The sequence below is a fragment of the Mycobacterium sp. ELW1 genome (assembly GCF_008329905.1).
Lineage (GTDB): Bacteria > Actinomycetota > Actinomycetes > Mycobacteriales > Mycobacteriaceae > Mycobacterium.
The window spans coordinates 107,066-130,578 of record NZ_CP032155.1 but is presented as its reverse complement, the minus strand read 5'-3'; the positions used below and the strand labels follow the sequence as shown (position 1 = coordinate 130,578).

Annotated in this window: 21 protein-coding genes and 1 pseudogene; 10 read left to right on the top strand and 12 right to left on the bottom strand. The window is 66.8% G+C overall.

What is annotated here, in order from left to right:
• The first annotated feature begins 277 nt into the window (after positions 1 to 277).
• Both D3H54_RS00660 and D3H54_RS00655 read left to right on the top strand, forming a co-directional pair.
• On the top strand, positions 278 to 1,162 hold the full coding sequence (locus D3H54_RS00660) for a hypothetical protein (protein WP_149377411.1): 885 nt from the start codon (positions 278 to 280) through the stop codon (positions 1,160 to 1,162).
• Positions 1,163 to 1,516: 354 nt separating this feature from the next.
• Positions 1,517 to 2,122, top strand: coding sequence for a LamG domain-containing protein (locus tag D3H54_RS00655; RefSeq protein ID WP_149377410.1), 606 nt, complete (start codon positions 1,517 to 1,519; stop codon positions 2,120 to 2,122).
• 21 nt (positions 2,123 to 2,143) lie between these two features.
• Here D3H54_RS00655 and D3H54_RS00650 read toward each other — a convergent pair whose 3' ends face one another.
• Positions 2,144 to 2,809, bottom strand: coding sequence for a DNA-binding response regulator (locus tag D3H54_RS00650; RefSeq protein WP_149377409.1), 666 nt, complete (start codon positions 2,807 to 2,809; stop codon positions 2,144 to 2,146).
• Complete coding sequence (locus tag D3H54_RS00645) at positions 2,793 to 5,030, bottom strand: sensor histidine kinase (protein ID WP_149377408.1); 2,238 nt, start codon at positions 5,028 to 5,030, stop codon at positions 2,793 to 2,795. Before D3H54_RS00645 ends, D3H54_RS00650 begins: the two co-directional genes overlap by 17 nt.
• Positions 5,031 to 5,481: 451 nt before the next feature.
• Between D3H54_RS00645 and D3H54_RS00640 the strand changes: the two genes are divergently transcribed.
• Entirely contained in the window at positions 5,482 to 6,564 is a 1,083-nt protein-coding gene (locus D3H54_RS00640) for a hypothetical protein (RefSeq protein WP_149377407.1), read from the top strand.
• A gap of 16 nt (positions 6,565 to 6,580) precedes the next feature.
• On the opposite strand, the pseudogene D3H54_RS00635 reads toward D3H54_RS00640, so the two are convergent.
• Positions 6,581 to 6,751, bottom strand: a pseudogene (locus D3H54_RS00635) (hotdog family protein); the annotation flags it as partial.
• A gap of 52 nt (positions 6,752 to 6,803) precedes the next feature.
• Here D3H54_RS00635 and D3H54_RS00630 point away from each other — a divergent pair.
• Positions 6,804 to 7,238 carry a hypothetical protein gene (locus tag D3H54_RS00630; RefSeq protein WP_149377406.1) on the top strand — a complete coding sequence of 145 codons (435 nt, stop codon included), beginning with the start codon at positions 6,804 to 6,806 and terminating at the stop codon, positions 7,236 to 7,238.
• A 59-nt stretch (positions 7,239 to 7,297) separates the two neighbouring features.
• Here the strand turns inward: D3H54_RS00630 and D3H54_RS00625 are convergent, their stop codons facing one another.
• The 5 genes from D3H54_RS00625 to D3H54_RS00605 all read right to left on the bottom strand — a co-directional run bounded on the left by D3H54_RS00625 (position 7,298) and on the right by D3H54_RS00605 (position 10,917).
• Positions 7,298 to 7,909, bottom strand: a complete 612-nt coding sequence (locus tag D3H54_RS00625) for a hypothetical protein (RefSeq protein ID WP_149377405.1) — start codon at positions 7,907 to 7,909, stop codon at positions 7,298 to 7,300.
• Positions 7,909 to 8,223 carry a hypothetical protein gene (locus D3H54_RS00620; protein ID WP_147291969.1) on the bottom strand — a complete coding sequence of 105 codons (315 nt, stop codon included), beginning with the start codon at positions 8,221 to 8,223 and terminating at the stop codon, positions 7,909 to 7,911. The genes D3H54_RS00625 and D3H54_RS00620 overlap by 1 nt, the downstream gene beginning before the upstream one ends.
• Positions 8,224 to 8,574: 351 nt before the next feature.
• Positions 8,575 to 9,375 (bottom strand): acyl-CoA thioesterase, encoded by an 801-nt coding sequence (locus tag D3H54_RS00615; protein ID WP_149377404.1) that lies wholly within the window; start codon positions 9,373 to 9,375, stop codon positions 8,575 to 8,577.
• A complete protein-coding gene (locus D3H54_RS00610) occupies positions 9,372 to 10,586 on the bottom strand; it encodes a CoA transferase (protein ID WP_149377403.1) in 1,215 nt (404 codons plus the stop codon). The genes D3H54_RS00615 and D3H54_RS00610 overlap by 4 nt, the downstream gene beginning before the upstream one ends.
• A gap of 25 nt (positions 10,587 to 10,611) precedes the next feature.
• Positions 10,612 to 10,917 carry a hypothetical protein gene (locus D3H54_RS00605; RefSeq protein WP_115318046.1) on the bottom strand — a complete coding sequence of 102 codons (306 nt, stop codon included), beginning with the start codon at positions 10,915 to 10,917 and terminating at the stop codon, positions 10,612 to 10,614.
• A gap of 76 nt (positions 10,918 to 10,993) precedes the next feature.
• On the opposite strand from D3H54_RS00605, the gene D3H54_RS31050 reads away from it, so the two are divergent.
• The 6 genes from D3H54_RS31050 to D3H54_RS00580 all read left to right on the top strand — a co-directional run bounded on the left by D3H54_RS31050 (position 10,994) and on the right by D3H54_RS00580 (position 14,204).
• Positions 10,994 to 11,164 carry a hypothetical protein gene (locus D3H54_RS31050; RefSeq protein WP_168214738.1) on the top strand — a complete coding sequence of 57 codons (171 nt, stop codon included), beginning with the start codon at positions 10,994 to 10,996 and terminating at the stop codon, positions 11,162 to 11,164.
• A gap of 21 nt (positions 11,165 to 11,185) precedes the next feature.
• A complete protein-coding gene (locus tag D3H54_RS00600) occupies positions 11,186 to 11,686 on the top strand; it encodes a metallophosphoesterase family protein (RefSeq protein WP_149377402.1) in 501 nt (166 codons plus the stop codon).
• Positions 11,687 to 11,712: 26 nt separating this feature from the next.
• Positions 11,713 to 12,159, top strand: coding sequence for a MarR family transcriptional regulator (locus tag D3H54_RS00595; RefSeq protein WP_149377401.1), 447 nt, complete (start codon positions 11,713 to 11,715; stop codon positions 12,157 to 12,159).
• Complete coding sequence (locus D3H54_RS00590; protein ID WP_149377400.1) at positions 12,156 to 12,965, top strand: ATP-binding cassette domain-containing protein; 810 nt, start codon at positions 12,156 to 12,158, stop codon at positions 12,963 to 12,965. Before D3H54_RS00595 ends, D3H54_RS00590 begins: the two co-directional genes overlap by 4 nt.
• Positions 12,955 to 13,779, top strand: a complete 825-nt coding sequence (locus D3H54_RS00585; protein WP_149377399.1) for an ABC transporter permease — start codon at positions 12,955 to 12,957, stop codon at positions 13,777 to 13,779. Before D3H54_RS00590 ends, D3H54_RS00585 begins: the two co-directional genes overlap by 11 nt.
• A 116-nt stretch (positions 13,780 to 13,895) precedes the next feature.
• On the top strand, positions 13,896 to 14,204 hold the full coding sequence (locus tag D3H54_RS00580; RefSeq protein ID WP_149377398.1) for a TFIIB-type zinc ribbon-containing protein: 309 nt from the start codon (positions 13,896 to 13,898) through the stop codon (positions 14,202 to 14,204).
• Here D3H54_RS00580 and D3H54_RS00575 read toward each other — a convergent pair.
• Genes D3H54_RS00575 through recC form a run of 4 tightly spaced genes read right to left on the bottom strand, consistent with a single transcriptional unit; the run spans position 14,201 to position 23,262 of the window.
• Entirely contained in the window at positions 14,201 to 14,968 is a 768-nt protein-coding gene (locus D3H54_RS00575) for a phosphotransferase (protein ID WP_149377397.1), read from the bottom strand. The genes D3H54_RS00580 and D3H54_RS00575 overlap by 4 nt on opposite strands.
• Before the next feature lies 1 nt (position 14,969).
• Positions 14,970 to 16,703, bottom strand: a complete 1,734-nt coding sequence (recD, locus tag D3H54_RS00570; RefSeq protein ID WP_149377396.1) for an exodeoxyribonuclease V subunit alpha — start codon at positions 16,701 to 16,703, stop codon at positions 14,970 to 14,972.
• The gene (recB, locus tag D3H54_RS00565) at positions 16,700 to 19,999 is read right to left on the bottom strand and encodes an exodeoxyribonuclease V subunit beta (RefSeq protein ID WP_149377395.1); all 3,300 of its coding nucleotides are present in this window, start codon (positions 19,997 to 19,999) and stop codon (positions 16,700 to 16,702) included. Before recB ends, recD begins: the two co-directional genes overlap by 4 nt.
• Complete coding sequence (recC, locus tag D3H54_RS00560) at positions 19,999 to 23,262, bottom strand: exodeoxyribonuclease V subunit gamma (RefSeq protein ID WP_149377394.1); 3,264 nt, start codon at positions 23,260 to 23,262, stop codon at positions 19,999 to 20,001. Before recC ends, recB begins: the two co-directional genes overlap by 1 nt.
• Positions 23,263 to 23,513 lie beyond the last annotated feature (251 nt).

Below are 23,513 nucleotides of genomic sequence, written 5' to 3'. Positions count from 1 at the left end.
GCTCGGATTCCAACCTCACCACGCGTTGTGGGGTGCCGCGGTAATCGCACTCGTCGCGGCGTTCGGATTGGGGTTCGGCTGGCTGTTGGTGGCGCTCGGACTGGCGGGAGCTGGGTGGTACACCAAGTCGAAGGCGATTGGGTGGCCACCAGACATCGAGGACGTACTCGTTGCGCGGGGACTCACACACTCGCCACAACCACGGCGGGCACCGTCGCGGGGCCAACCGGCTGGGGCCGGTCCTGTCGCACCGGTGCAGTTCATCCCATTTCGGGGGATGACGATCTCCGAACTTTTCATCGGCGCGCTCAAGATTGTGTGGCGCAACTGGCCTACGCTCGTCGGCGGTCCGATCGTGATTCTGATCGCGTTCCTCGCCGTGATAGTGGTCATCTTCCTCGTTGGCTCGCAGCTGATGGCCAGTGCTGCCATGTCGGTCTTTTCGGATGTGACGGCCAATCCGGCCGGCGGACTCGGCGGGTTGTTCACCGGCGTCATCGTCATCTATTTCGCCTTCATGGGTTTGATCTACGCCCTTGCCCTGCCGGCCGATGCGCTGTTGATCGCCTTGAGCGTGCGCGCCACGGACAAGGCCGTCCGCGGCGAGCGCGTGCGGTTCGGCGATCTGTTCGGTCTCGCCCGCGGCCACATGTTCGCTATCTCCCGTTTGACCTTGTTCTACTACACCGTGTTCGCGATCCTGCCTGATCTCATCCTCACCGGCGCGCTGTACGCAGTGTTTTTCAATGCGGGCGCCTTCTCCTTCGGTGCGTTCTACGTTCTGATGCTCGGCATCTTCGCGTGCAGCTTTGCCCTGAACCTGTTGTTCAGCCTCTCGCCGATCGTTCTGGTCCTCGAGAAGCGGAACGTCATGGATTCGCTGAAACGGTCCGCACAGTTGGCGAAACCCGTTTTCGGTCGGCTGCTGTTGATTCACTTCCTCTGGGCACTGTGCGTCATCCCCGTGCTGATGGTGCCGTCGTTTGTCGTGGGGTTCGTCACCGGCTTCGTGGGCCAGATCATCTTCATGTGCATTGCGATGGGCGCCCTGATCGCCTGCTTCCGTACGTTGCAGGTGCTCATCTACACAGATCTGCGGATCCGTCAGGAAAGCTACGACCGCGAGCTACTCGCAGACTGGACCCGCAATGCCGCTCCCTGAGAGCTCTCCTGCCAATTGCGAGAAGCGGCGTCGGTGATCTTCAATCCGCCGCCCTCCTGGCCGATTTCGGCGGGGTTCTCACCGACGCCGGAGTGGCAACCAGACCCGACGTGGCCCCCGGCAGCTCCCGGATGGCGATTCTGGGTGGACGAGGATGATGTGGCACCGCCCGCCTCGGGCGGCGTGCCTCCAGGAGAGTCAGCGGAATCGCCGCGGCCGCGGCGGCTTTCGCGTCGAGCTATCGGCGCACTTGTCGGGGTGCCCGTCATGCTGGTTGTCGTCATCGTAGCCGCGGTAGTCGGTTCCTTCGTGTTGATGCGCCCACCTCCAGCCACCCGAATCGCGTTGACACCCATGACAAACGACGCGAATTCCCCGCAGAGCGGCGGCTACTCTTCAATCACCCCGGACTGGCCCACCCGAGGAGCCAATTTCGTCGACTTCTCGTCGTGGTCAAGCTTCGGTGGGGTCGACGCTCAGTTCACCGACAACGGCCGCACTGCGTTTCTCAACACACATGACACCACCGACACATGGCACACCAAGTGGTCGGGGTTGATCCAAGAAGGCGAGCCGCTCTGCGCGTTCCGCCTCACCGGGCGCGTCCGCGACGCTTCCCACACTGTCGGCGTGCCGGGCGGTCTCGGGATCGGGACGGCCGAGCTTGGATCTGGAGATCCTGCCGAAGCGAGCCTGACCGGCAGCGCAATCCAATTCGACTTCGGTCAGAACGGTTACCGCCTGGCGGTCTACCCCAGCGACAACGACAACGGATTGGTACCGGCCGCGTTGGACAATCAATGGCACGACATTGATCTCACTGTCGACGACAAAGCGAGCACCCTCCTCGTCGACGGCCGTCTGGCCGCAAAGGCGTTGTCCCCAGGGCAGTGCGGCCATCCGGTGATCCGTGTGTGGGCTGGCGCAGCAGAGTTCACAGGCTTTCGGTTCGCCACCTAGAGGGTGCGTATTGCTGGCCAGTCAGAGTTCGTCGACGCTGATGATGCCGTCCTGAACGGCGCGCGCCACAAGAGCTGCCTTGGTCGGGGCGGGACGGCCGATGGCGGCATACTTCACCCGCACCCGATGGAGGTAGGTCTTCACCGAGCCCGGAGCGATATACAGTTGGTGGGCAACAAGATCCTTGCTCTCGGTTCGAAACCACGCCAGAAGTACCTCTTGTTCCCGGTCGGTTAGGTCGGGCCGGCCGTGACGACGGTCGTTGTTGATTGCATTTGCCATCCGCGGCCCAACATATGGGGTGTCGGTGGCCGCAGCGCGGATCGCCTCGACGAGGTGGTTCTTGCCCTCAGACTTCGCGATATAGGTCGATGCCCCGACGTCGAGGGTACGCAGGATCGCCTCGTCGCTTTCGATATGGGAGAACACGATCACCCGATGGCCGGCCATCGCGATCCGCTCGACGGTTGCGAAATCTGGTCTTCGACTGCGTAATTCAAGGTCGAGCACGACAACTATCGGTGGCCGCTGATGAGCTAAGAAGTCAGCCGCGTCGGTGTAGCCGGCCAGTAGGCACAGCGGTGGCTGCGCCTGCTGGCACCAGGTCTGTATGCCTGCGTGAATGGCATCGTGGTCGTCGATGACCGCCAGCTGGATCGCGTGTTCACCGTCATCCGACAAGGACATGGCTGTCGACTCCTTGGGGCGAGGGTACGCGCTGAACCAGAAGCCACACCATGTCGTCCGCATCGACGGTCGTGATCTCGACGCGAGGATCCTTCACGAACCTCGGGACACATGTCGTTCCCCGGCACACGGCGCTCACCGACACCTGCTTTAAGGAACAAGTGAGGACGATTCGAGCCGAATCACCGGTGCTTGCAATCAGTTCAGCTACCGGTCTCAGGAGTGCATCGACATCGGCTGCCGGGATCTCCGGAAGCTCGCCGGTCAGGTCGACGGTCACTTCGACTTGCCGCGTCTCCGCCCCGTCTACCAACGGCCGCACCGCCTGCATGAACGGATGGTCGAATGTCGCGGCCTGATCGAAGAGTGCACGCATCCTGCGGGACTCAGCACGTGCCCGGGCCTGCAGTCGCTCATCCACAAGTGCCCCGTCGCTGAGGGCCTGAAGGAGTGGGACGACATTATCGACCAACTGGGCGTAACGCCCTTGGTACTCGGCGCGTAACGCTCGCTCGAGCGAATCGCGCAGCGCTAAGCGTTTGTAGGCGTTGACTTCGACCTCGGCAGCGGCGGCGGCATCTCGCATCAACCCGTTGAACACGAGCGCGAACAACTGCACGCCCAGAATGCTCGCGCTGCCGAGTCCGATATTGACCAACGTGGCGTCCGTCGGGTTGCTGATGAACTCTACCCCACCACCGACGGCCCAGTATGCGATCAGAATCATGGCGCCGGTCCGGGTAGACAGGCCGAGAAGCATTGGCAATAAACACCATCCGACCGCACCCTGTGACCAGTGCGCGTATCCACCGAGCTCGTCGGGGTCCAATAACAAGGGCTGAAGGACAGTGACGGCCAGTAACACCGCAGCAGCCGCCCGCGCGGCGCGGGTGTAACCGCGGCGGATTGCGGGCACGGCGGCCAGAGTGCTCGCGAACGCCACCACACCCAGCATGGCGTTCAGTACGCCGTGCTCAACGTTGACCGCCGCATGTGGAACCGAGACGGCCAGGTTCGCGAGTGCGTAGGCGATGAGTGCGTATCCGTATCGCGCGCGGGCGCGTTCGATGAATCTGTCAGGATCAGCCCGTGGAACGATTGACGACTCGGATGGCCGCTGGGCCCAGCATAATTCGATCCGGGTCCCTTCGCCGGGGGCAGATGTGACCAGTGCGATCCCGCCGGCCCGGTGCATCCGATTCAATATCGAGTCAGTTACACCGCGCCCCGTTCGGGGAAGTTGCGGATCGAAGCCGGTGCCGTCGTCGGTGATCACAACTGATCGGCTTGTGACGGTGACGACCAATTCGCTCGCCCCGGCGTGGCGATCGACATTGTTTATGGTTTCACGAAAGGCGGCGATGATCGCCTTGGCATCCTCTCCGCCGAGCCAGAGTCGCTCACGCCCCTCGAAGCGCCCTGGAGTGCGGACATGCGCTGCGCTTCTACGCAGCGCCTCAACCAGTTCGACAAGTGGCGGCGAGGCTTCCCACGGACTCTCGGCAAGGAGTTCGAGGTCGCGACGGGCCTGGGTCGCGAGCCGATCCGCGGGCAACCTTCCGTTCTGGCCGACGATCAGGAGCGTCGACGCGGCGGTGTCGTGCAGGAGTGCGAGTTGCTCTCGCTCGTAGTTTCGGACCGCCTCACCAACCTGCTGATTGAGCTCGGCCGCTGCGCGTGCGTTACGCGCGCGGTCGACCGTGGTCGCGATTCGCAACAGAATGAATCGCACCAACGCAGCTGTCATCCATTGCAGAGCAAAGTAATAGAGCGCAATCACCGGACCCAGGCGATCCCATCCGAGGATTTGTGCACTGCCCCACGCGTAGGCGACGGCTATGCCCAACGTCATCGGCAGACTCACCAAGGGGGAAACCGAGACCGCGAAACTGACCACAGCCGTACCTGCGATCGCCTGCGGCGCAGTGTTCGAACTGTAGAACTGCGGATCATGGAGCATCAACGGGATCGCCACGCATACGACGAGCGCCAGCAGGTAGTCGACGGCGAATGGAAGCGCACGTCGAGACCGCGTCAGAACGCGATACAAAGACCAGCAGGCGAGCGCGCCCAGAACCCACACGCCGCGCGGTTCGGCCGACGATCCAGAATCCGCCAACGTGACCGAAGCGACGACCAAGTTGACGCAGTTGCGCATCAGCAACCCCACCCTCGCGGCGGGCTCCAGCATGTGACGATGGGAAGCGCTCAGGTCAGTCACCGGGTTGGCTCCTGCACTGGTCGAGATTGCGCCGCCCTCACGACATGGGTGGTGAGGGTCCATCAGCACCTCAGGGTCGCCAAGGTGACAGCACGAACCCGATTGCCTTGTCGCCCAACAATGATGCGGCGCCGAGGGCGTACGCGTTCGGCCACCAACCGCGTGGTGATGAATTCTGTGGTAGACCAGTGTTGGTCATCGCCCACAGTGCTCGAGGATCCGACTCATGGTCCGGATGCTAAGCGCCGAGGGCCAACCCCCGGTATCGTCCGTTCGGTCGACGCGTCCGTAAGTTAACAGCACTCGCGGTGTGTGTCGATCGCCCAGCCTCTGGTCGACCTGGCAAATATCTGAACTTACCCACTGAGGCAGTTCACGCGCCCGCCCGCGAGCCGGGGCGAATCAGATCGCCGACTGCAGGCCCTGCACACTCACCGCCGGTTTCGTACGTTTGGGCGACACCCTTCCCCCGCCGGATTCGTTACGTTCATCGGACGCGAACTCGGCTTCGACGGGTGGATCCATTTCTGGCAAATCTATCGCTCGGTTGAATTCGCGCGGGCAGAGTTCGGTAGACCTGGGAGGAAGCGCAAACATGGCAGTTGAGATTGTTCAAAGTCATCTAGGTGGAATCGGTCAGCGGAAGCGGTTGGTCCGGATGTCCCTGCGCTCCACCTTGATCGCCGGGGTTGCGGCGGTCGGCATCGTCACCGCGCTACCTGATGGCCCAGTCGCCGGCCGAGTCGAAGGCTCGATCGCCGTTGTAGCGAGTAGTGCTGCGCTGCAACGCGTTTCTCAGTACGACGTCGAATTGATGGCCTACATACCCGGGTGGACAGACGCCATGATCGCGATCGATCAGATCGCGTACACCGCCGGTGACGCTGTCGACTACGCGGTGAATTCCACTCTGGCGGTCGGGAGTTCAATCCCCTTCGTTAACGTGTTCGCACGGCAGGCGTACATCATCTACAACTACTTGATCTGGCCGGTGGTGTGGTTGCCTCTGACCTGCGGTGTGCTCTTCGCCGGGACACTTGATGTCGGCTACCTGAATCACTGGATATCGGTTACTGCACAACGCTTCGCGGGCTTCGTTCAGGCAGAAGCGAATTACTTCCTCTACGGTGGCTGGAACCCGTTCGCTGCGGCTGCGACGTCGGCCGCGGCGGACAAGATCGTCGCCGCGGACAACAACTCCGTCGATTCCAGCTCGGCCGTCAATCCCGATCACGGAACACCGCAGAAGTCGGGTTTGGCCAAGTCCGGACGGAGAGTGCCTCGGGTGGGCGTCTCCAACGACTCCGAAGAATCCGGCACGGCTACGACTGACGCATCGACCAACCCCGACGATGCCGCGCCGCAGGCCGGGAGCGTGACACCGACGCGTAACGCGGGTAGCTCCCGTACGACGTCGAGCAAGAGCAAAAACGACCGCGACACGTCGTCGTCCGGCACGTCGTCCGATGCGGGAAGCCACCGGTCCGCCGGCACGGGCCACAACGCACGGCACAGCCAGCCGAAGAACAACTAGGAAGCGTCCCCGCGCCTCAGGTCCGGACGATCGTCAGCCCTTCCTGAACGAGGGTGGCGGTCAGCACCTTGTCGGCGTCGTAGAGGTTCAGGGTCACCAGTCCGCGGCCTCGGGCGGCGGCAGGCGAACGCGGCTCCAGCAGGTTCCACTGCCCGGCATCGATCGGCCGATAAAACCAGATCGACGAGTGAGCCTGCGGGAGACCGCCCGCGAGGCCGGGGCCCCGCAATGTGATGGCGGTGCAGTATCACTTCACCGACCGGGCCGGGGTGCTGGCCGCGATCGCCGACAAGCATCTCCGGGTGGTCGACGCCCGTCGCGATGCGCTGCTGGACAGCATCGAAAGCGCCATCCATGCCGAGCTGCTGAACCGTCCGGTGCCCTCGTTCGACCTCACCGGGCGCTCCGGCAGTCTGCTGCGCTGGCGCGCTCAGCTGGAACCGATGCTCCACCCAGTGGCCGTCACGCTGCATCCCCGGCTGGGTGCGCTGGTGTATGCGGCCGTCGAATTGGGCCGCCGCGCGGCCACCGCACCCCACGCCGACGACCGACTGTTCACCAGCCACCTCGTCGACACCGTCGCCGCGATGCTGGCAGCGCCGCTGTCGGACGAGAGCCGCTCACTGGCGAAGGAACGGCAGGCTCGCCGTCACGTCCATCTACCCGTTCGGTAGGTCAAGTCGTCCACCGTACGACCTACATTCGCAACTTCTACTCCGGATGCACGACAGCGCTACCTGTCGGCCGATGCGATTTGCTTACCCAAGCCGACCACATACGGAGCCAACTCGGGGTTATAGGGCAAGCCGGTCAGGCTGAAGCTGTACCACGCACTTCCATCAGTAGCGACGAACATGCTGTGCGTATCGTAGAGCGCTGCGCCGCCCCCAATCTCCGGGTGCAACTCCGCATATCTCGCCTTCTTCACTTCCGGCACATTCGCCCAGCGAACGAACGATGCATAGGTTTCGGCGGGCGTCGAACCCCCAATTTCCCAAGTGCGCTGGGTGTTCGTCGATCCTCCAACGGAGCTGGTATTCCACTGTCCTGCGTAGGGATAACGCGCCATGTGAATGCCCGATCGGTTGCCATCCAGACCCATGTCGTAGTTGCAAATGCCGTCGCCCGAATCGGTGATGATCGCCGGTGAGGTCAGGGCAGGTCCCAGTGCGTCGGCAATCGCTTGGGGTGTCAGGACACAAGGATCAGCTGGCGCCTCTGCCTGTGACGATGATTTGGATGTATCCGACGACGCCGCACTTTGCCCCGACGATGACTCGTTACTGGCACAGCTCATGCAGGTCGCGGCCACGACGAGAACTCCGGCGGCCAGTGTCCTCCGCATCACTTCTTGACCTTGGTGAGTTGGTCCAGTATCGCGCTTGCATTCTGGTGATCGTCGTCGAAACGTCCAGTGCAGGTGAACTTGTAAGACTTCTGCGGCTGATTCTTGTAGATGCCCCAATCAAAGGTGCCTTCGTCCGTAAATGATGGATTGAAGTCACCACTGAGGTTGTGTGACCAGTTGAAGTTCACGCCCAAATTCGGCATGCCGTCGGCATTCTGGCAAGCCTTCTTGGCAGCCTTCTGGAGTACCGGGTCGCTTGAATACTTGTCGTCACTGCCGCCGCACGCGGTCAACAGGATTCCAACGGCCACCAATGAAACCCGACAGAATTTCATGTGTTCTGAGCTTCCCTTCTTACGTTGCTATTCGGGGCAAAGACCAACTGCCGTGATCGCCGCGGACTACGCGCGCAAGAAAAATCGAAGTCGGCAGTAACCATTACTCCCCTTAGACGGCCCACTCCCCGCGAGTGCGTGTCGGAAATCCGACTCGAAGCAACTTATTACCACGACTAACAGCCAATTCACAACTGATACACAGGGAACCACTACAGCCATAGGTCGGGCGGGTAATGCCATCCGATGCGGGAAGCCACCGGTCCGCCGGTACGGGCCACAACGCACGGCACAGCCAGCCGAAGAACGAGGAAGCGTCCCCGCGCCTCAGGTCCGGACGATCGCCAGCCCTTCCTGAACGAGGGTGGCGGTCAGCATCTTGTCGGCGTCGTAGAGGTTCAACGTCACCAGGCCACGGCCCCGCGCGGCAGCCGGCGAGCGTGATTCCAGCAGATTCCATTGGCCGGCCTGAATCGGCCGGTGGAACCAGATCGACGAGTCGGTGGTGGCGGTGCGATGGCTGCGGTCAACCATCGAGTGGCCGTGCACCTGCAGCACCGGATCGATGCCGTAGATATCGGTGACGTAGACCGCCGCGCAGGCACCCACCCATGCCGGGCCGTCCAGCGGCGCAGTGATCCGCCACCACAGCCTGCGCACGAATTCGCCTGTGCTGCGGTCGTCTTCATAGCGAATGTCGATCTCGTCGAGCGGCAGCGACGGCGCCGGGCCGATGGGACCGGTGGCGGGCAGTTGCTCGGGCTCACCGGAGGTTGTCGCCTGTGCAGCGTGCTCGGGACCGTCCGCCGCGGCGGAGAACGAGATGGTGGCGGTGGTCAGCAGCCGCCCATCCTGGCGGGCCAGTACCCGCCGCGACGCCGTGGTGCGGCCGTCGTACACGTGGTCGACCTCGTAGTGGACCGGCGCGCCCGCGTCGCCGCCGCGCAAGAACTGGACGTGCAGGCTGGTCGGTGCCTTGTCGGCGTCGACGGTGTGGCAGGCCGCGGCCATGGCCTGCGCGGCGAGGTGGCCGCCGTAGGCGCGTTTGTCCGGCGGACCGCTCGCTTCCCCGACGAACCCACCGGACGGGTCGGGGGCAACGGTCAGCAGCCGTGACAGCGCGCTCATGCGGGACCGGTTCCCGTTGCCACAGTGCCGGATTCGACCAGATCGGTGATCTCACCGTCGGTGAGACCGAGCTCGGCCAGCACGGCCGCGGTGTGATCACCGAGCGCGGGAGCGGGCTGGGCGGCGACGTGCGCGCCGTCGACCGACATCGGCAGCCCCGGCGCCAGGTACGTGCCGATCCTGGGCTGCTCCACAGCGCTGAACAACGGATTCGCCGTCACCCGCGGGTCCTGCGCGACTTCGACGAAGTCGCGGTAGCGGTCCCACAGCACCGAGCTGGCCGACAGCGCCGCGCTCACCTCGTCGGCGGTGTGGCTTCGAAACCACGGCGCGAACAGGCCGGTCAGCACCGCCCGGTGCTCGTAGCGCTGGCCTTCGTCGGTGAAGTCTGCGTCCAATGCTTCGGCAACGGCCGCAACGGCTTTCGTCGTCCCGGTGAGCTCGGTGAGGTCGCGGAAGTGCCGGTTGGTCAGCGCGACCAGCATGAACGTGGCGCCGTCGCTGCTGGTGTAGTCCTGGCCGTACTGGCCGTAGATCGCATTGCCCAGTCGTGGTCGTTGGGTGCCGTTGACCATCGGCTCGGTGAGGAAACCGAGGTTGGCCGCGGTGGCCAGCGCGACATCGTCGAGCGGGAGCCGGATGCGGCTGCCCGCGCCCGTCGCCTCCCTGCGGCGCAGGGCTACCAGGACCGCCAGCGCGGCATACAGTCCGCAGCTGACATCCCAGGCCGGCAGCACATGGTTGACCGGACCGCGCTGGTCCGGCGAGCCGGTGACCAGAGGAAATCCGGTGGCGGCATTGACGGTGTAGTCCACCCCGGTGGACCCGTCGCCGCGGCCGACCACTTCCAGATGGATGAGGTCGGAGCGGACAGCGCTCAGCTCATCGTAGGAATGCCATTGCCGCCCAGCGACATTGGTGATCAGTACACCCGCATCGGCGATCAGCCGGGTTACCAGTTGTTGCCCGTGCTCGGAGCGCATGTCGGCGGCCACCGAGCGCTTGCTCTTGTTCAAACCCGCCCAATAGATGCTGTCCCCGGCCTCCGTCAGCGGCCAGCGCTTGTAGTCGGCCGCACCGCCGACCGGGTCGACGCGGATGACGTCGGCGCCCAGTTGGGCCAGCGTCATACCGGCGAGCGGAACCGCCACGAAGCTGGAGATCTCGACGATGCGGACACCGGCCAACGGCAGGTCAGGGGTATCAGTCACCTGACGAGTATGGCGGTTTGCCGACTCACCACACCGCGACGGGCACACCCAGGCAGAACAGGAACAGGGCCAGCAGAAACCAGCCCGCCCCCTGCCAGATCGGCCAGGTGCCCTCGGCGCGCCACACCCGATAGGTCTGGATCAACGCCCCGACCCCGCCGGTGAACAGGATCACCGGCACGAGCACGCCCGCGACACGTGAGTGCCACAGCATCGCCGCGGCGAACGCCACACCGGCCACCACCACGACGGCCACCACATAGGTGACCGCGGCACGGAAGGCCGCCGGATCGCGCCAGCGCTTCTCCACATCGTTGCGGTTCATGTTCATCTCGTTCTCAGCGTAGGCCGGGTACATCGCCGCTGCGAGTGGTTGGCGCACCCGGTCACGGGGTAGTCCGCCGACCATGACGAACCCAACAGACGACCAGAGCGAAGAGGACGTCCAGCAGGACCCGAAGGTCGCCTCGTCGCGGGCCGGCAAGGACGGCGACGACGGGAGCTACGTCGGCCAGACCGGCCCGGACGACTCGTTCGACGCCGGCGAGACCGGTGCTGAGGCGCGCAGCGAGGGCTGAGGTTCGTGTAAGGATCGGCGCATGCGTCTGCTGTTGTTGGCCGACACTCACATTCCGAAGCGTGCCCGCGATCTGCCGGCGCAGGTGTGGCAGGAGGTCGAGCGGTGCGATGCCGTGATCCACGCCGGTGACTGGGTCGAGGTCGGCCTGCTCGACGAGTTGTCGGCGCGCTCTCATCGCCTGATCGCGTGCTGGGGCAACAACGACGGACCCGAGCTGCGATCTCGGCTACCGGAGTGCGCTGAGGTGACGTTGGACGGCCTGCGTTTCACCGTCGTGCACGAGACGGGGGCCGCGACGGGTCGGGAAGCCCGGATGGCGCAGCAGTATCCGCACACCGATGTGCTGGTGTTCGGCCACAGTCACATCCCCTGGGACACCACCGCGAAGACCGGATTGCGGCTGCTGAATCCCGGCTCGCCGACCGACCGTCGTCGCCAGCCGTTCTGCACCTACATGACGGTGGTCACCCGGTCGGGGGTGCTGGCCGACGTGCAGCAACACCGCATCGAGAAGACTTAGCTCTGAATCAGAGCTAAGTTGGTGGAGTGACCTTCCGTACCGATCTTGTCGCCGAGCTGTTCGGCACCGTCGGCCGGTTCCGGCGTACGGTCCGCCGGACCGCGGGCGCCTCCTTCGCCGGATTGACCGAATCGCAGGCCGAGCTGTTGCGGCTGGTCGCTCGGCAGCCGGGGATCTCGGTCAGCGCGGCCGCCGCCGAACTCGGCTTGGCCGCCAACACCGCGTCCACGCTGGTGTCCAAGCTGTCGTCCGACGGACTCCTGACCCGGACCCCCGATCCCGACGACCGTCGGGTCGGCCGCCTGTCCCTCACCCCGCCGGCGCAGAAGCTCGCCGATGCCTCGCGGGCCGCACGGCGAGCGGCACTGGCCAGCGCCCTCGACCAGCTCGACGATGACGATGCCCGAGCCCTCGCCGAGGGTATGCGGGTGCTCGCCGCCCTCACCGCCACACTGCAGGAGAAGCGACCATGACCGCGCCCGCGATCGACTGCCAGAACTTGACACACCGCTACGGCGACTTCACCGCCGTCGACGACCTGACGTTGCAGGTGCAGCCCGGAGAAACCGTAGGGCTACTGGGTCCCAACGGAGCCGGCAAGACCACCGTCGTCCGGGTATTGACCACGTTGACTCCGGTCCAGCACGGTCAGGTCCGCATCTTCGGACTTGACTCGCGTCGCGACACCATGGACATCCGATACAACCTCGGGTATGTGCCCCAACAACTTTCGATCGAACCCGCGCTGACCGGCCGGCAGAACGTGGAATGGTTCGCTCGGCTCTACGACGTGCCGCGCGCGGCGCGCAGGCGAAGGGTCGAGCAGGCACTGGCCGCGATGCAACTGGTCGACGTCGCCGACCGGCTGGCCAACACCTACTCCGGGGGCATGGTCCGCAGACTGGAGCTGGCCCAAGCCCTGGTCAACCAGCCGTCGCTGCTGATTCTCGACGAACCGACCGTCGGCCTGGATCCCATTGCCCGCGACAGTGTTTGGGATCAGGTGCAGAGCATGCAGCAGGAATTCGGCATGACGGTGCTGCTGACCACCCACTACATGGAAGAAGCCGACGTGCTGTGCGACCGGGTGGCGCTGATGCACCATGGCCGGCTTCGGGCGGTGGGCACACCGGCCGAGCTCAAGACGAAAGTCGGTCCCCAGGCATCCCTGGAGGATGTGTTCCGCCATTACGCCGGATCGGGGCTCGAGGACGCCGTGGAGCACAACGGGCTCGGCGGGATCCGGGCCGGACGAAAGGCGGCGCGCAATGCCGGTTGATTCCACGGCAGGCACCCGCCTCCTGCGGGCACCCCGCGGGTGGCGGCGGGTGCCCCGCATGGCCGCCCGGATGGAAACGTTCGCCTGGGTCGAGTTGCAGAAGCTGCGCCACGACCGGACCGAGCTGTTCACCCGGATGGTGCAGCCGGCGTTGTGGCTGTTGATCTTCGGGACGACGTTCAACCGGCTGCACGTCATCGACACCGGCTCGGTGCCGTACCTGGCGTTCCTGGCCCCGGGCATCATCGCCCAGTCGGCGTTGTTCATCTCGATCTTCTACGGCATCCAGATCGTCTGGGACCGCGACGCCGGCATCCTGGCCAAGCTCATGGTCACACCGGCCCCCGCCTCGGCGTTGGTGACGGGCAAGGCCTTTGCCGCCGGAGTGCGGTCGATCGCGCAGGTGGTCGGGGTGCTGGCACTGGCCTACATCATGGGCATCGCGATGACGCACAACCCGCTGCGGATTCTGGCCGCGATGGGTGTGGTGATGCTCGGGTCGGCGTTCTTCGCCTGCCTGTCGATGGCGCTGGCCGGGCTGGTCCGTAACCGGGACCGGCTGATGGGCATCGGGCAGGCCATCACCATGCCGCTGTTCTTCGCCTCCAATGCGCTGTATCCGGTGTCGGTGATGCCGGAGTGGCTGCGCTGGCTGTCGCGAATAAATCCGCTGTCCTACGAGGTGGATTCGCTTCGGTTGCTGCTGGTGGGCATTCCGTCGGCACATCCGTGGCTCGATCTCGGGGTGCTCGCGCTGGCGGCGGTGCTCGGTGTCGCGGCGGCGTCAGCACTGCTGCGCCGGCTCGTGCGGTAGCTTTCGCGCCGAGCGTCACCCCAGAGTCCTCGGCGCCGAGCGTCACCCCAGAGCCACCCTCGCGGCGGGTCGAAGCGGCCCGGGATCTTCCCGGGCCGTTCGGTCGTTGTGCATACATGTCGATACCGCCATATGAGCCGCCGAAGTCTCCCGGATCGCCCAATCCCGGCAACATGCTGCTGTGTCCCAAGTGCGCGGGAGTGATGCGCACTTACGAGCGAAACGGGGTTCACCTCGAACAATGCGACAGCTGTCGGGGCATCTTCCTGGACTTCGGCGAGCTGGAGTCGCTGACCCAGCTGGAGAACCGCTTCACCGCAGCACCGCCGCCGCAACAGGGCTACGGCTACGGCCCGTCGTGGGGAAACCACGGCGGCCAGCGCTACCGCAAGGGTGGATTCGGCCGGCTGTTCTTCTCCAGCTAGCCGGCGATCATCCGCGCGCAGGCCGCGACCAGCTCGTCCTGCGTCTCGTCGCGCGGGCGATGCGCACCGGCCGCCGCGGCTTGGACCACCGCTGCCCGAGCGAGCGGTTCCAGCACCGGCCACGGGTCGCCCGACGCCGGCACTGCCGGCCCTCCCTGCGCGCGGTAGGCGGCCAGAAACGCGTCCCAGTCGTCGTCGGGAATGAGCCCCGCTGCCCAGAAGCCGGCCGGCCGAGCCAGATCCCACGCCGGATCACCGGTGCCCAGATCGTCGACGTCGATCAACCGCCACCCTCCGCTGGGCAGACGGCCCAGCTGACCGAGGTGAAAATCGCCGTGCACGAGCGTGTGCGGCCTGCCGGCTGACCCGGCCTGCCGGGCTCGCTTCGGCAGTGTGGCGGCAGCCCTGGCGATGACGGCGGCGTCGGCGGGAAGCCCCCGCACCGCACGCTCGGTGCGGGCAGCGGCACCGTGCGGGATCGCCGGCCGATCCGGCGCCAGATGCACAAGCGCCAGCAGGCGCGCTGCCTCCGGCCACGGCAATCCGCCGGGCTGTACCGGCACGGTCTCGACCCTGGGCCATCGTGTCGACCATCGGCCGTCGACCGGTTGCGGTTCGGTGTCCAGCGGCGCCAGCAGAGAATCGCCGAGGCGCGCCGCGATGCGCAATCGCTCGGCCAGCGCGTCGGGGTCGGTACCGGGCCGGTGCACTTTGATGACGACGTCGCCGTCGACGATGATGTCCGCGCCGGAGCCGGTGCGCATGTCAGTCCTGTAGGCGGCGGCTGAGCCCGCTGGCCCGCGCCGCCCGCCGTCCGACCGCGGCGCGCAGCTGCTCGGCCGAGCCCACCACCCGCACCTTCGTCTTGGCCCGGGTCACCGCGGTGTACAGCAACTCCCGGCTGAGCAATCGTGAATCCGTCGGCGGCAGAAGCACCGTCACCTCCGCGACCTGGCTGCCCTGACTCTTGTGGATCGTCATGGCGTGCATCGTCTCGATATCGGCCAGCCGGCTGGTGGCGAACTCGGCGGCCCCGTCCGCTCCGGCCATCGCCACCCGCAACACCCCGTCGCGCAGCACGGTCACCCCGATGTCACCGTTGTAGAGCCGCAGTCCGTAGTCGTTGGCGGTGACCAACACCGGTCGGCCCGCGTACCACGAAGCCCATTGGGGGGCATCGGTTTCCTCGGCCAACCACCGCTCGACCTGACGGTTCCAGTACGCCACGCCGTGCGGCCCGCGCCGGTGCGCACACAGCAGCCGGTGCTCCTCGAGGGTGGCCAGCGCCGCCCGCCCATCGCCGAGCACCGCGGCCTCACGCAGACGGATCGCGTGCGGAACCACTACCCGACGAAGTGCGGTGGCGGGCTCTTCGGTGTCGATCCATTCGATGTGCTCGCCACCGGCATTCAGGACGTCGATCGCGCGGTTGGCGTCACCGACCCGGATCGCCAGCGCCAGCGCCCCGATCGACGCTCCGAACCGGTGCGGCGTGATCAGCTTGGCGACCGGCGTATCGCCGCGCGCACTGAGGCCCTCCACCAAATCGGCAAGTACCGCACCGGCTTCCACCGATGCCAGCTGGTCGGGGTCGCCCACGAGCAGCAGCCGCGACTCCGGCCGGACCGCTTCGACCAGGCGCGCCATCATCGTCAGCGACACCATCGACGTCTCGTCGACGACGATCACGTCGTGTGGCAAGCGGTTCTCCCGGTGATGGCGGAACCGTGCCGAGGTCCTGGGCAGCGGACCCAGCAGCCGGTGCAGCGTAGTGGCGCGCAGCCCCTTCAGCCGGTCGCGATCGGCGGTGGTCAGTTCGTCGACCTCAGCCCGCACCGCCTCCTGCAAGCGGGCGGCCGCCTTCCCCGTCGGCGCAGCCAAGGCGATACGCAGCCCCGGCGTACCGTCCAGCTCCGCCTGCTCGGCCAGCAGTGCCAGCAGCCTGGCGACGGTGGTGGTCTTGCCGGTGCCGGGCCCCCCGGTCAGCACGGTGAGGCCCTGGGCCAGCGCGACCTCGGCGACCCGGCGTTGTTCGTCATATCCCGACGGGAAAAGCCGTGCGATGTCGGGCAATCGGCGCTGGGGCCGGCCAGCGGTCAGTGCCAGAACGTCGGTGGCGACCTGACGTTCCTCCAGCCAGTACCGATCGAAGTACAGCAGGTCTTCGTCGAGGTGCAGCACGGCCGGCGAGTGCAGCAGCGGGCTGGCCGCGACGGCCGCCAGCCACTCGACGGGCTCCGGCCACGGCAAGTCCTCGATGTCCACCTGCTCCTGCACCGCGGCGAGTTCCACACACACCGATCCGCCGCGCACCGCACGCACGACGAAGGCGATCGCCAACGCGACGAGCTCGTCGGGTTCCTTGCCCAGCGCCGTCAACCGCTGCGCGACAAGGACATCGGACGCCTCGATGGCTCCTGCTTCGTTGAAAACCCGCAGCAGTCCGGTCGCACCCGCACACAGCCGCCAGTCCGCGACATCGGTCACCTCGACGGTCATGCCGCCACCCCCGGGCCGTCGAGCAGGTCGGACACCGCCATCACCAGCGCTGCGGGTGGTCGCCAGCTGAACACCCCGGCGGGGTGCTCGCCGGCGGTGGGCGTGTCCGGGCCGCACATGCCGCGGACGAACAGGTACAGCACGCCACCGAGATGTTGCTCCGGCCGGTACCCCGGCTGGCGCCACCGCAGGAACCGGTGCAGCACAACGCTGTACAACAACGCCTGCAGGGGATAGTCGGAATGCAACATCGCCTCGGCCATCCGCTCGCGGTCATAGTCGGCGGCCGACAGCGGGCGGTCGGCCTCCCCCAGCCAGTTGGTTTTGTAGTCGACCACCAGATAGCGATGCCCCGCACCGTCAGGTATTCGCAGCACCGCGTCGACAGACCCGGACAGGTAGCCGCGCAACGACTGCGCGCCGAGAGGGCCGCCGCTGAGCCGCTCGACATAGGGCGCCAGCGGGTCGTCGGCCGGCAGGTGCTCACTCAGCAGCCGGCCGACATCAGCCAGCCGGGTCTCGGGTCGGCCCGTTCCCCGATCGCCGCCGGACAGCGGGAACTCGAAGTCCATCTCGCACAACCGGTCCCGCAACCCGATCTGGCGCAGGGTCAGCCCGTCGGCCAACGGGCCGAGCGGGGTGTCGTGCATCGGAACCAGGGCGGCGGCCAGTTCCGTCGCGTCGACATCCACCGGCCACCACACCGAGTGCCGGTCGATCTGGGTGTGCAGCTCGGTCGCCAGGTCGGCGGCGAACGGGTCGGCGGTTTCGAGGACCGCGTGCACCAGGCTGCCGAACGTGGCGCCGGTGGGCAGGTCGGCCATCGGGGAGGGCAGGTCAGCTCCCGACGGCGGTGCGCTCACCGCGATGTCGGCGACCTCGTCGTCGAGCTGGATCACCTCGGGCTCGCTGCCGACCCCGGTCGTCTCAGCAGCTCGGATCAGGCCAGAGTACGAGGTTCGCCGCCACGTGGTGTCGATCGCGCGATGAAAGTGCCTGACACCGAGGTCTTCTCGTGGCTGCTGCACGGCCAGCTCGACAGGCTCGGCGACGATTGACTCTTCCAGCACCGGGCCGCCCACGGTCTCCCATTCCCTCAGCAGCGCCACCGCGTCGGCGTCGTCGACCCGTTCGGGATCGCAGCGGTCCGGAACCGTGCTCTGTCCGGGGCGGCGGCCCCGCAGCAGCCGCGACAGGCCGCCGTTGGGTTCATCCCAGGACGGCGCCCACCACGCCACCACCTGCGACTGCGCCCGCGTCATCGCGACATATGTCAGCCTGGTCTCCTCACCTGCGGACTCCTGCCTGCCGAGCCGCTGCGCGGTCGCCAGCTCGGCACTCTGGTCGCCGCCGACGTGCAGGCAGCGCCGCTCCCGGTCGTGGAAACGGACCAGATCCTCGCTGCGCACATAGCGGTTAAACGTGAAGGGCAGATAGACGATGGGGAACTGCAGCCCCTTGCTCACCCACACCGTCATGATCTGCACCGCGGCGGCGTCACTGTCCAGGCGCCGGTTTCGTTCCGGCGCCCCGCTGCGCTCCTCGCGCTGGGTGCGCAGCCAGTCGCGTAATGCGGTGAGGCTGAACTGTTCCCGGTGGGACACCTCGTGCAGCAGCTGGGTGACGTGGGCAAGGTCGGTCATGTTGCGTTCGCCGCCGGCCCACGACAGCACCCGGCGACCCATCCCCGCCAGTTGCGCCGCCTCGAATACCGCCGCCACGCCGGCCTCACGCGCATGATCAGCCCACTGCCGCAGGGTATCCGCGATCCGGTCGGTCAGTACCTCACCGCCGGTGGCGAGGTCCTCGGCGGTCTTGCCGAAGAACATCGTGGTCGCGGCGGCGCGCACCAGGCCAGGCCGGTGCAACTGGTCGAAGGCCTCCAGCAGGCTCAGCCAGTCGTCAGCGGCCTGCGACTTGAGCACATCGGTGTCACCGGTATAGACGGCCGGGACGCCCGCGGCCACCAGCGCATCGAAGCACGCCCGGGCATCGGCGTGGCTTTCGGTGATGACGGCAATGTCATTGGCCTGCAAGGGCCTGCCATCGAAGGTGGCCTTGCTCGCCAACAACACGGCGATGTCGGCCGCCAGGTCGGCGGCGATGTGTGGGCGTAAGGCGTCCATTCGGATGGTGCGGGTACCCCGTTGCCCGAAGCTTTCCCTGCTGACCACCCGCAGCCGGAACGGGTCGTTGCGCGGCGCACCCGCCAATCGGTGGCCGCGGTGGTGGGCCTGCACCGGAAGGACTTTGATGTCCGGATCGCCGAGCTCGGCGCCGCCCAGCACGTTTTGCAGGCGGTCGACCAGAACCGAATCACTGCGCCAGTTCACGCCGAGGGTGCGGCGGCGGCCCGCGGTCTTGGCGGCATGCAGGTAGGTGACGATGTCCCCACCGCGGAAGGCATAGATTGCCTGCTTGGGATCGCCGATGAGGATCAGCGTCGACTGTCCGCTGAACGCGCGCTCGATCACCTGCCATTGGACCGGATCGGTGTCCTGGAACTCGTCGACCATCACCACTGACCACCGCTGGTGCATGCGGGTCGCGGCCGGCGACTCGGCCGATTCCAGTGCATCGGCCAGCCGGCCGAGCAGATCGTCGTAGCTGAGGATCCCGCGGCGGCGTTTGCGCCGATCCAACTCGGCCAGAACATCGTTGGCGAAGCCGACCCGGACCGCGGGCTGCGAGCCCGGCGTCGGATTCAGCGGCCGCAGCTCCGTGCCCGGATTGGCGACCACCTCGCGCCCCAGCTTCAGCGCCTCACCGCGGCTGATCGGCGGCTGCTCACGCTCCTGGCCGAAGTGGGCCAGGTACAGATCATCGACGATCTCGGCAACCAGTTCGTCCAAGCTCTCGGCAAGCGTCACATGGGAATCGGTGTCCCCCGCGACACCAAGGGATTTCAGCACCAGATGGCAGAACTGGTGGGTGGTGGCAATGGTGGCGGCATCGAAACCGGCCAGCGCGTCGCGCAATCGGTGTCGACGTTCGGCCAGTTCGGCTGGTGCACCGTGGGTGAGCGCAGCGAGAACGTCGCTGCGCTGGGCCAGTTCCGGGTCGTCGAACGCGCTCAGTGCCTCCTGCAGCGCGTGACGTACGCGCTCCCGTAGCTCCTGGGTGGCCGCGCGACTGAACGTAATCAACAGCATTTGGTCCAGCCTGGCCCGGCCCTCGGCCACATAGCGGGTCACCAACGCGGCGAGCGTGAACGTCTTGCCCGTCCCGGCGCTGGCTTCCAGCACGGTGGTCGAACCGTGCTCCGGCAAGGGGCCCAGCAGATCGAACTGGTCCATCAGGCACCGTCCTCGGCACGCAGCAGCGGTGCCCACAGCCGCGTCGCATAGGCCCCCAACCGGGTCAGCTCACCGGGCGCTTCCTCCCCGGGGCGCGGTTCGGTCAGCAACGGGTCCAGATCGGGCTCCCGGCCCCAGACCCGCTCGATGGCGCGGTCATCACGTTCGTACCGCCACTTCGACCACGCTTCGCTTCGGGGGTCCTGGCCGCTGATGCGTGCGATCGCCCACGCATGAGACGTCTTGATGGGCAGGGGAATCGGTTCGCGGCGGCCGGCATCGTAGATCGCGACCAGATCCCGCAGCAGCACGGCCGGGTCCTCCTGCGGCGCCCCCAGAACGCGCTCGACCACTCCGTTTCGACGCCGCTGCCTGCCGATGCACACCGCGGTCCACTGCCCCGGATATGCCGCACACAGGGCCAGCATCGGGATCCAGGCCCGCAGCAGGTGCGGGGCATCCAGTTTGGAGAACGTCACCTCCACAAGCCGCTTGCCGTACACGCCGGACACGGTGCCGGTGAGGCGACGGCCGCCGCCCAGATCGACGTCCACGTCGTAGGCGTGTGGGGTACCGGTTCGATGGGCCAGCGCCGCCCGAGCCAGTTCCGTTGCCTGGTCGCGTAATTCGCTGGCGGTCCGCCAACCCAGCCGCCCCGGCGGCAACGTGCCGCGGCGCCATTCGGCCTGCCCGGCCCGGTCGGGATCCATTCCGGCGAGCATGTCGGTGAGCAGCCGCTGCCCGACGGTCCACTGCTGAAGGTTGTCGATCTCGACGGGCATGGCGTCCTCGACGCCCTCGACGTCCCACGGCAGCGTCACGTCGAGGGCGGTGAAGAAGCCTTTGACAGGGTTGGCGAAGAACTTCGACAGATCGGCCAGCGTGACATCGTCGGGGCCGGGTGCGGGCAGCGGATTCGCCAGCAGGTCAGGCTGTTCGGGGCGGTGACCACCGGTGATCGACGCGGCAGCGAGAACGCTCGAGTCGAAGGTGAACGGTTCGGCGGGCACCCCGAGCGCACCCGGCGTCACATTGCGAACATCGAAGGGCTGCAACGGGTGCCGAATGAGAATCTCCTCGCGCACCGGCGCCTCGGTGGTGCGGTCCAGCGCGTCGAGCAGCTCGGCGAGCGGAACCGCCGGCGGCCGGGGTTGCCCGGAGTACTCGTTGGCTCCCGTGTAGGTGATCACCAGCTTGTCGGTGGCGGCGCAGATCGCGTCCAGCAGCAACTGGCGGTCCTCGGAGCGGATGTCGCGCTCACCCGTCCGCGGGTCGCGGGCCAGCACGTCGTCGCCATCGACCACGCCGATCCGGGGAAACACGGTGTCGTCCAAGCCGACCAGGCACACCACCCGGTGCGGCACCGAGCGCATCGGAACCATGGTGCACACCGTCAATGTGCCGGTGCGGAAGTTCGCCCGGGTGGGCCGTCCGGAGAGATGCCGGCCCAGCAGGGCGGTGACATCCGGCAGCCGCAGATCGGTGCCCGCCCGGGTCCCGGCAGAGGTCAGGACGTCGCCGAACTCGCGTTGCAGCTGACTGGTCTGCCAGGCGTCGTCACCGGTGGTCACCGTGAGCATGCCGACACCGTCCTGCAGTGCGGCCAGCCACTGCGTCAGCGGACGGACGCCGCTCAGCGAGTCGACGACGTGCTGCAGCCGATTCACATACTCGGCGAGCCGGCCGGCCAGCTCGACGCTGTTGGAGCCGACATCGTCCAGCGGCAGCGTGACGTCCAGCCAGTCCTTCGAATCATCGGACATCGCGACCCCGGCGAGCACCCGATCCAGGCCGAACCGCCAGGTGTTCTGGATGAACGGGATCCCGAACGGGGCGCGGTGCTCGGCATCGAAGCCCCACCGGATGTTGGCCTGCTGCACCCAACGGGTGATGGTCTCCAGGTCGTCGTCGGTGAAGGCGAATCGCGCCCGCACCGGTTCCACATGGGCGAAGTCCAACACCTCGGTCGCCGTCACCCGGCTGCCGGCCAGCGCCAGCAGCTTCGCCGCCACCCCCAGCAGCGGGTTGGTCTGGATCAGCGCACGATCGGCCAGCCGCACCCGAAGCTGGTGGGCGGGATGCGCTCCGGGCACCACGTCGCCGAGGCCGAAGTCCGCGACGATCAACGGCGCGTACGTCTCGATGTCCGGGCACATCACCAGGATGTCGCGCGGTTCCAGCGTGCGGTCCTCGGCGAGCAGACCGAGCAGGACCTCGCGCAATACGTCGACCTGGCGGGCCGCGCCGTGGCAGCTGTGCACCTGTACCGATCGGTCGCCGGTGTACGAACGCCCCTGCGGCCGTTCGGCATTGGCAGCGATATCGGATTGCAGCCAGCCCAGCAGCGTGTCCGGAAGACGTTCGGCGCCCAGGAACTCGTCGGTGGCCACCGAGGCGGGCAGTCCGCGCTGGAGTTCGCGGACGTCGCGGCCAAGGGTGGCCAGCAACGGGTGGGCGGCGAGACGGTGGCTGGTGTCCTCGCTGCGCGCCACGGTGCCCCGCACGTCGCTCAGCGCGGTCCACAGCGCGGCACTGGGATGCGGCAGCCACAGGTGCACATCGTGGTGTTCGGCCAGCGCGCCGATGAGTTCGATGTCGGTGCTCGGCAGCCGGGTGTGCCCGAACAGCGACAACCTGGCCGGCAGGTCCGCGCCCGACTCAGTGAGCCGGGCAAGTGTTTTCGCGTGCCGCTCGTGTGGCGGGTCGATGCCCATCCTGGCGACCAGGGCACGCCATAGGTGTGGCTGCCAGCGCAGGTCGACGTCGAGACCGTCGGCCTCGCCGGCCAGCCACTCGATCAGCAGCCGGGGGCGCTGGCGGGCGTAGGAGGCGAACAGCGCGGCGAGCCGGCGGGCCACCGCGTAGCGCCTGCCGCGCCGCAGCTCCTTCTCCTCGTCGGCCACGAAGTGCCCGAGGTGGGTGGCCAGGGTCTGGCACCACGGCTCGTCGAGGCTGGCGTCGATGACCTCGAGCAGCGGCCAGGCCATCGCGTCGGGCGACCACGGATCGTCGTCATCGGTTCCCGCGATCTCGGCGATCAACGACGCCGGCGACCGGAACGACACCCCGGCGCAGACACCCCCGGTGCCGTCCCCGCCGCCCAGGACGTGCGACAGCCGCTGACTGAGCCAACGCTCCACACCCCGGGCCGGCACCACCACCAGCTCACTGGCGAACGGGTCTGATTGCGGGACAGCCAGCAGCGCGCCGAGACCGTCGGCGAGCAGGTCCGTTCGCTCGGCGCGGTGCAGGTGCAGAGCCATCGGGATCACCGTAGCCGCGCCGGGAGACATCGCCGCCGCGCGAGCCCGGCGCCACGGCCCCAAAATCACGCCCAACCCGCCGTGCCGGTGCGTCCAGTGCGCCTAGCCAACCGGCCCCCGCGGTGTCCAGGCCTTTGACGCCCCCGCCAAATTTGTCCAGACCATGTACACAGCAAAGACCTTTTTGAGCCGACTTTCGACGAAATGCGTGACATCGCTGCACCTTTCAGCAACGCTGTGAACTCTCGTGG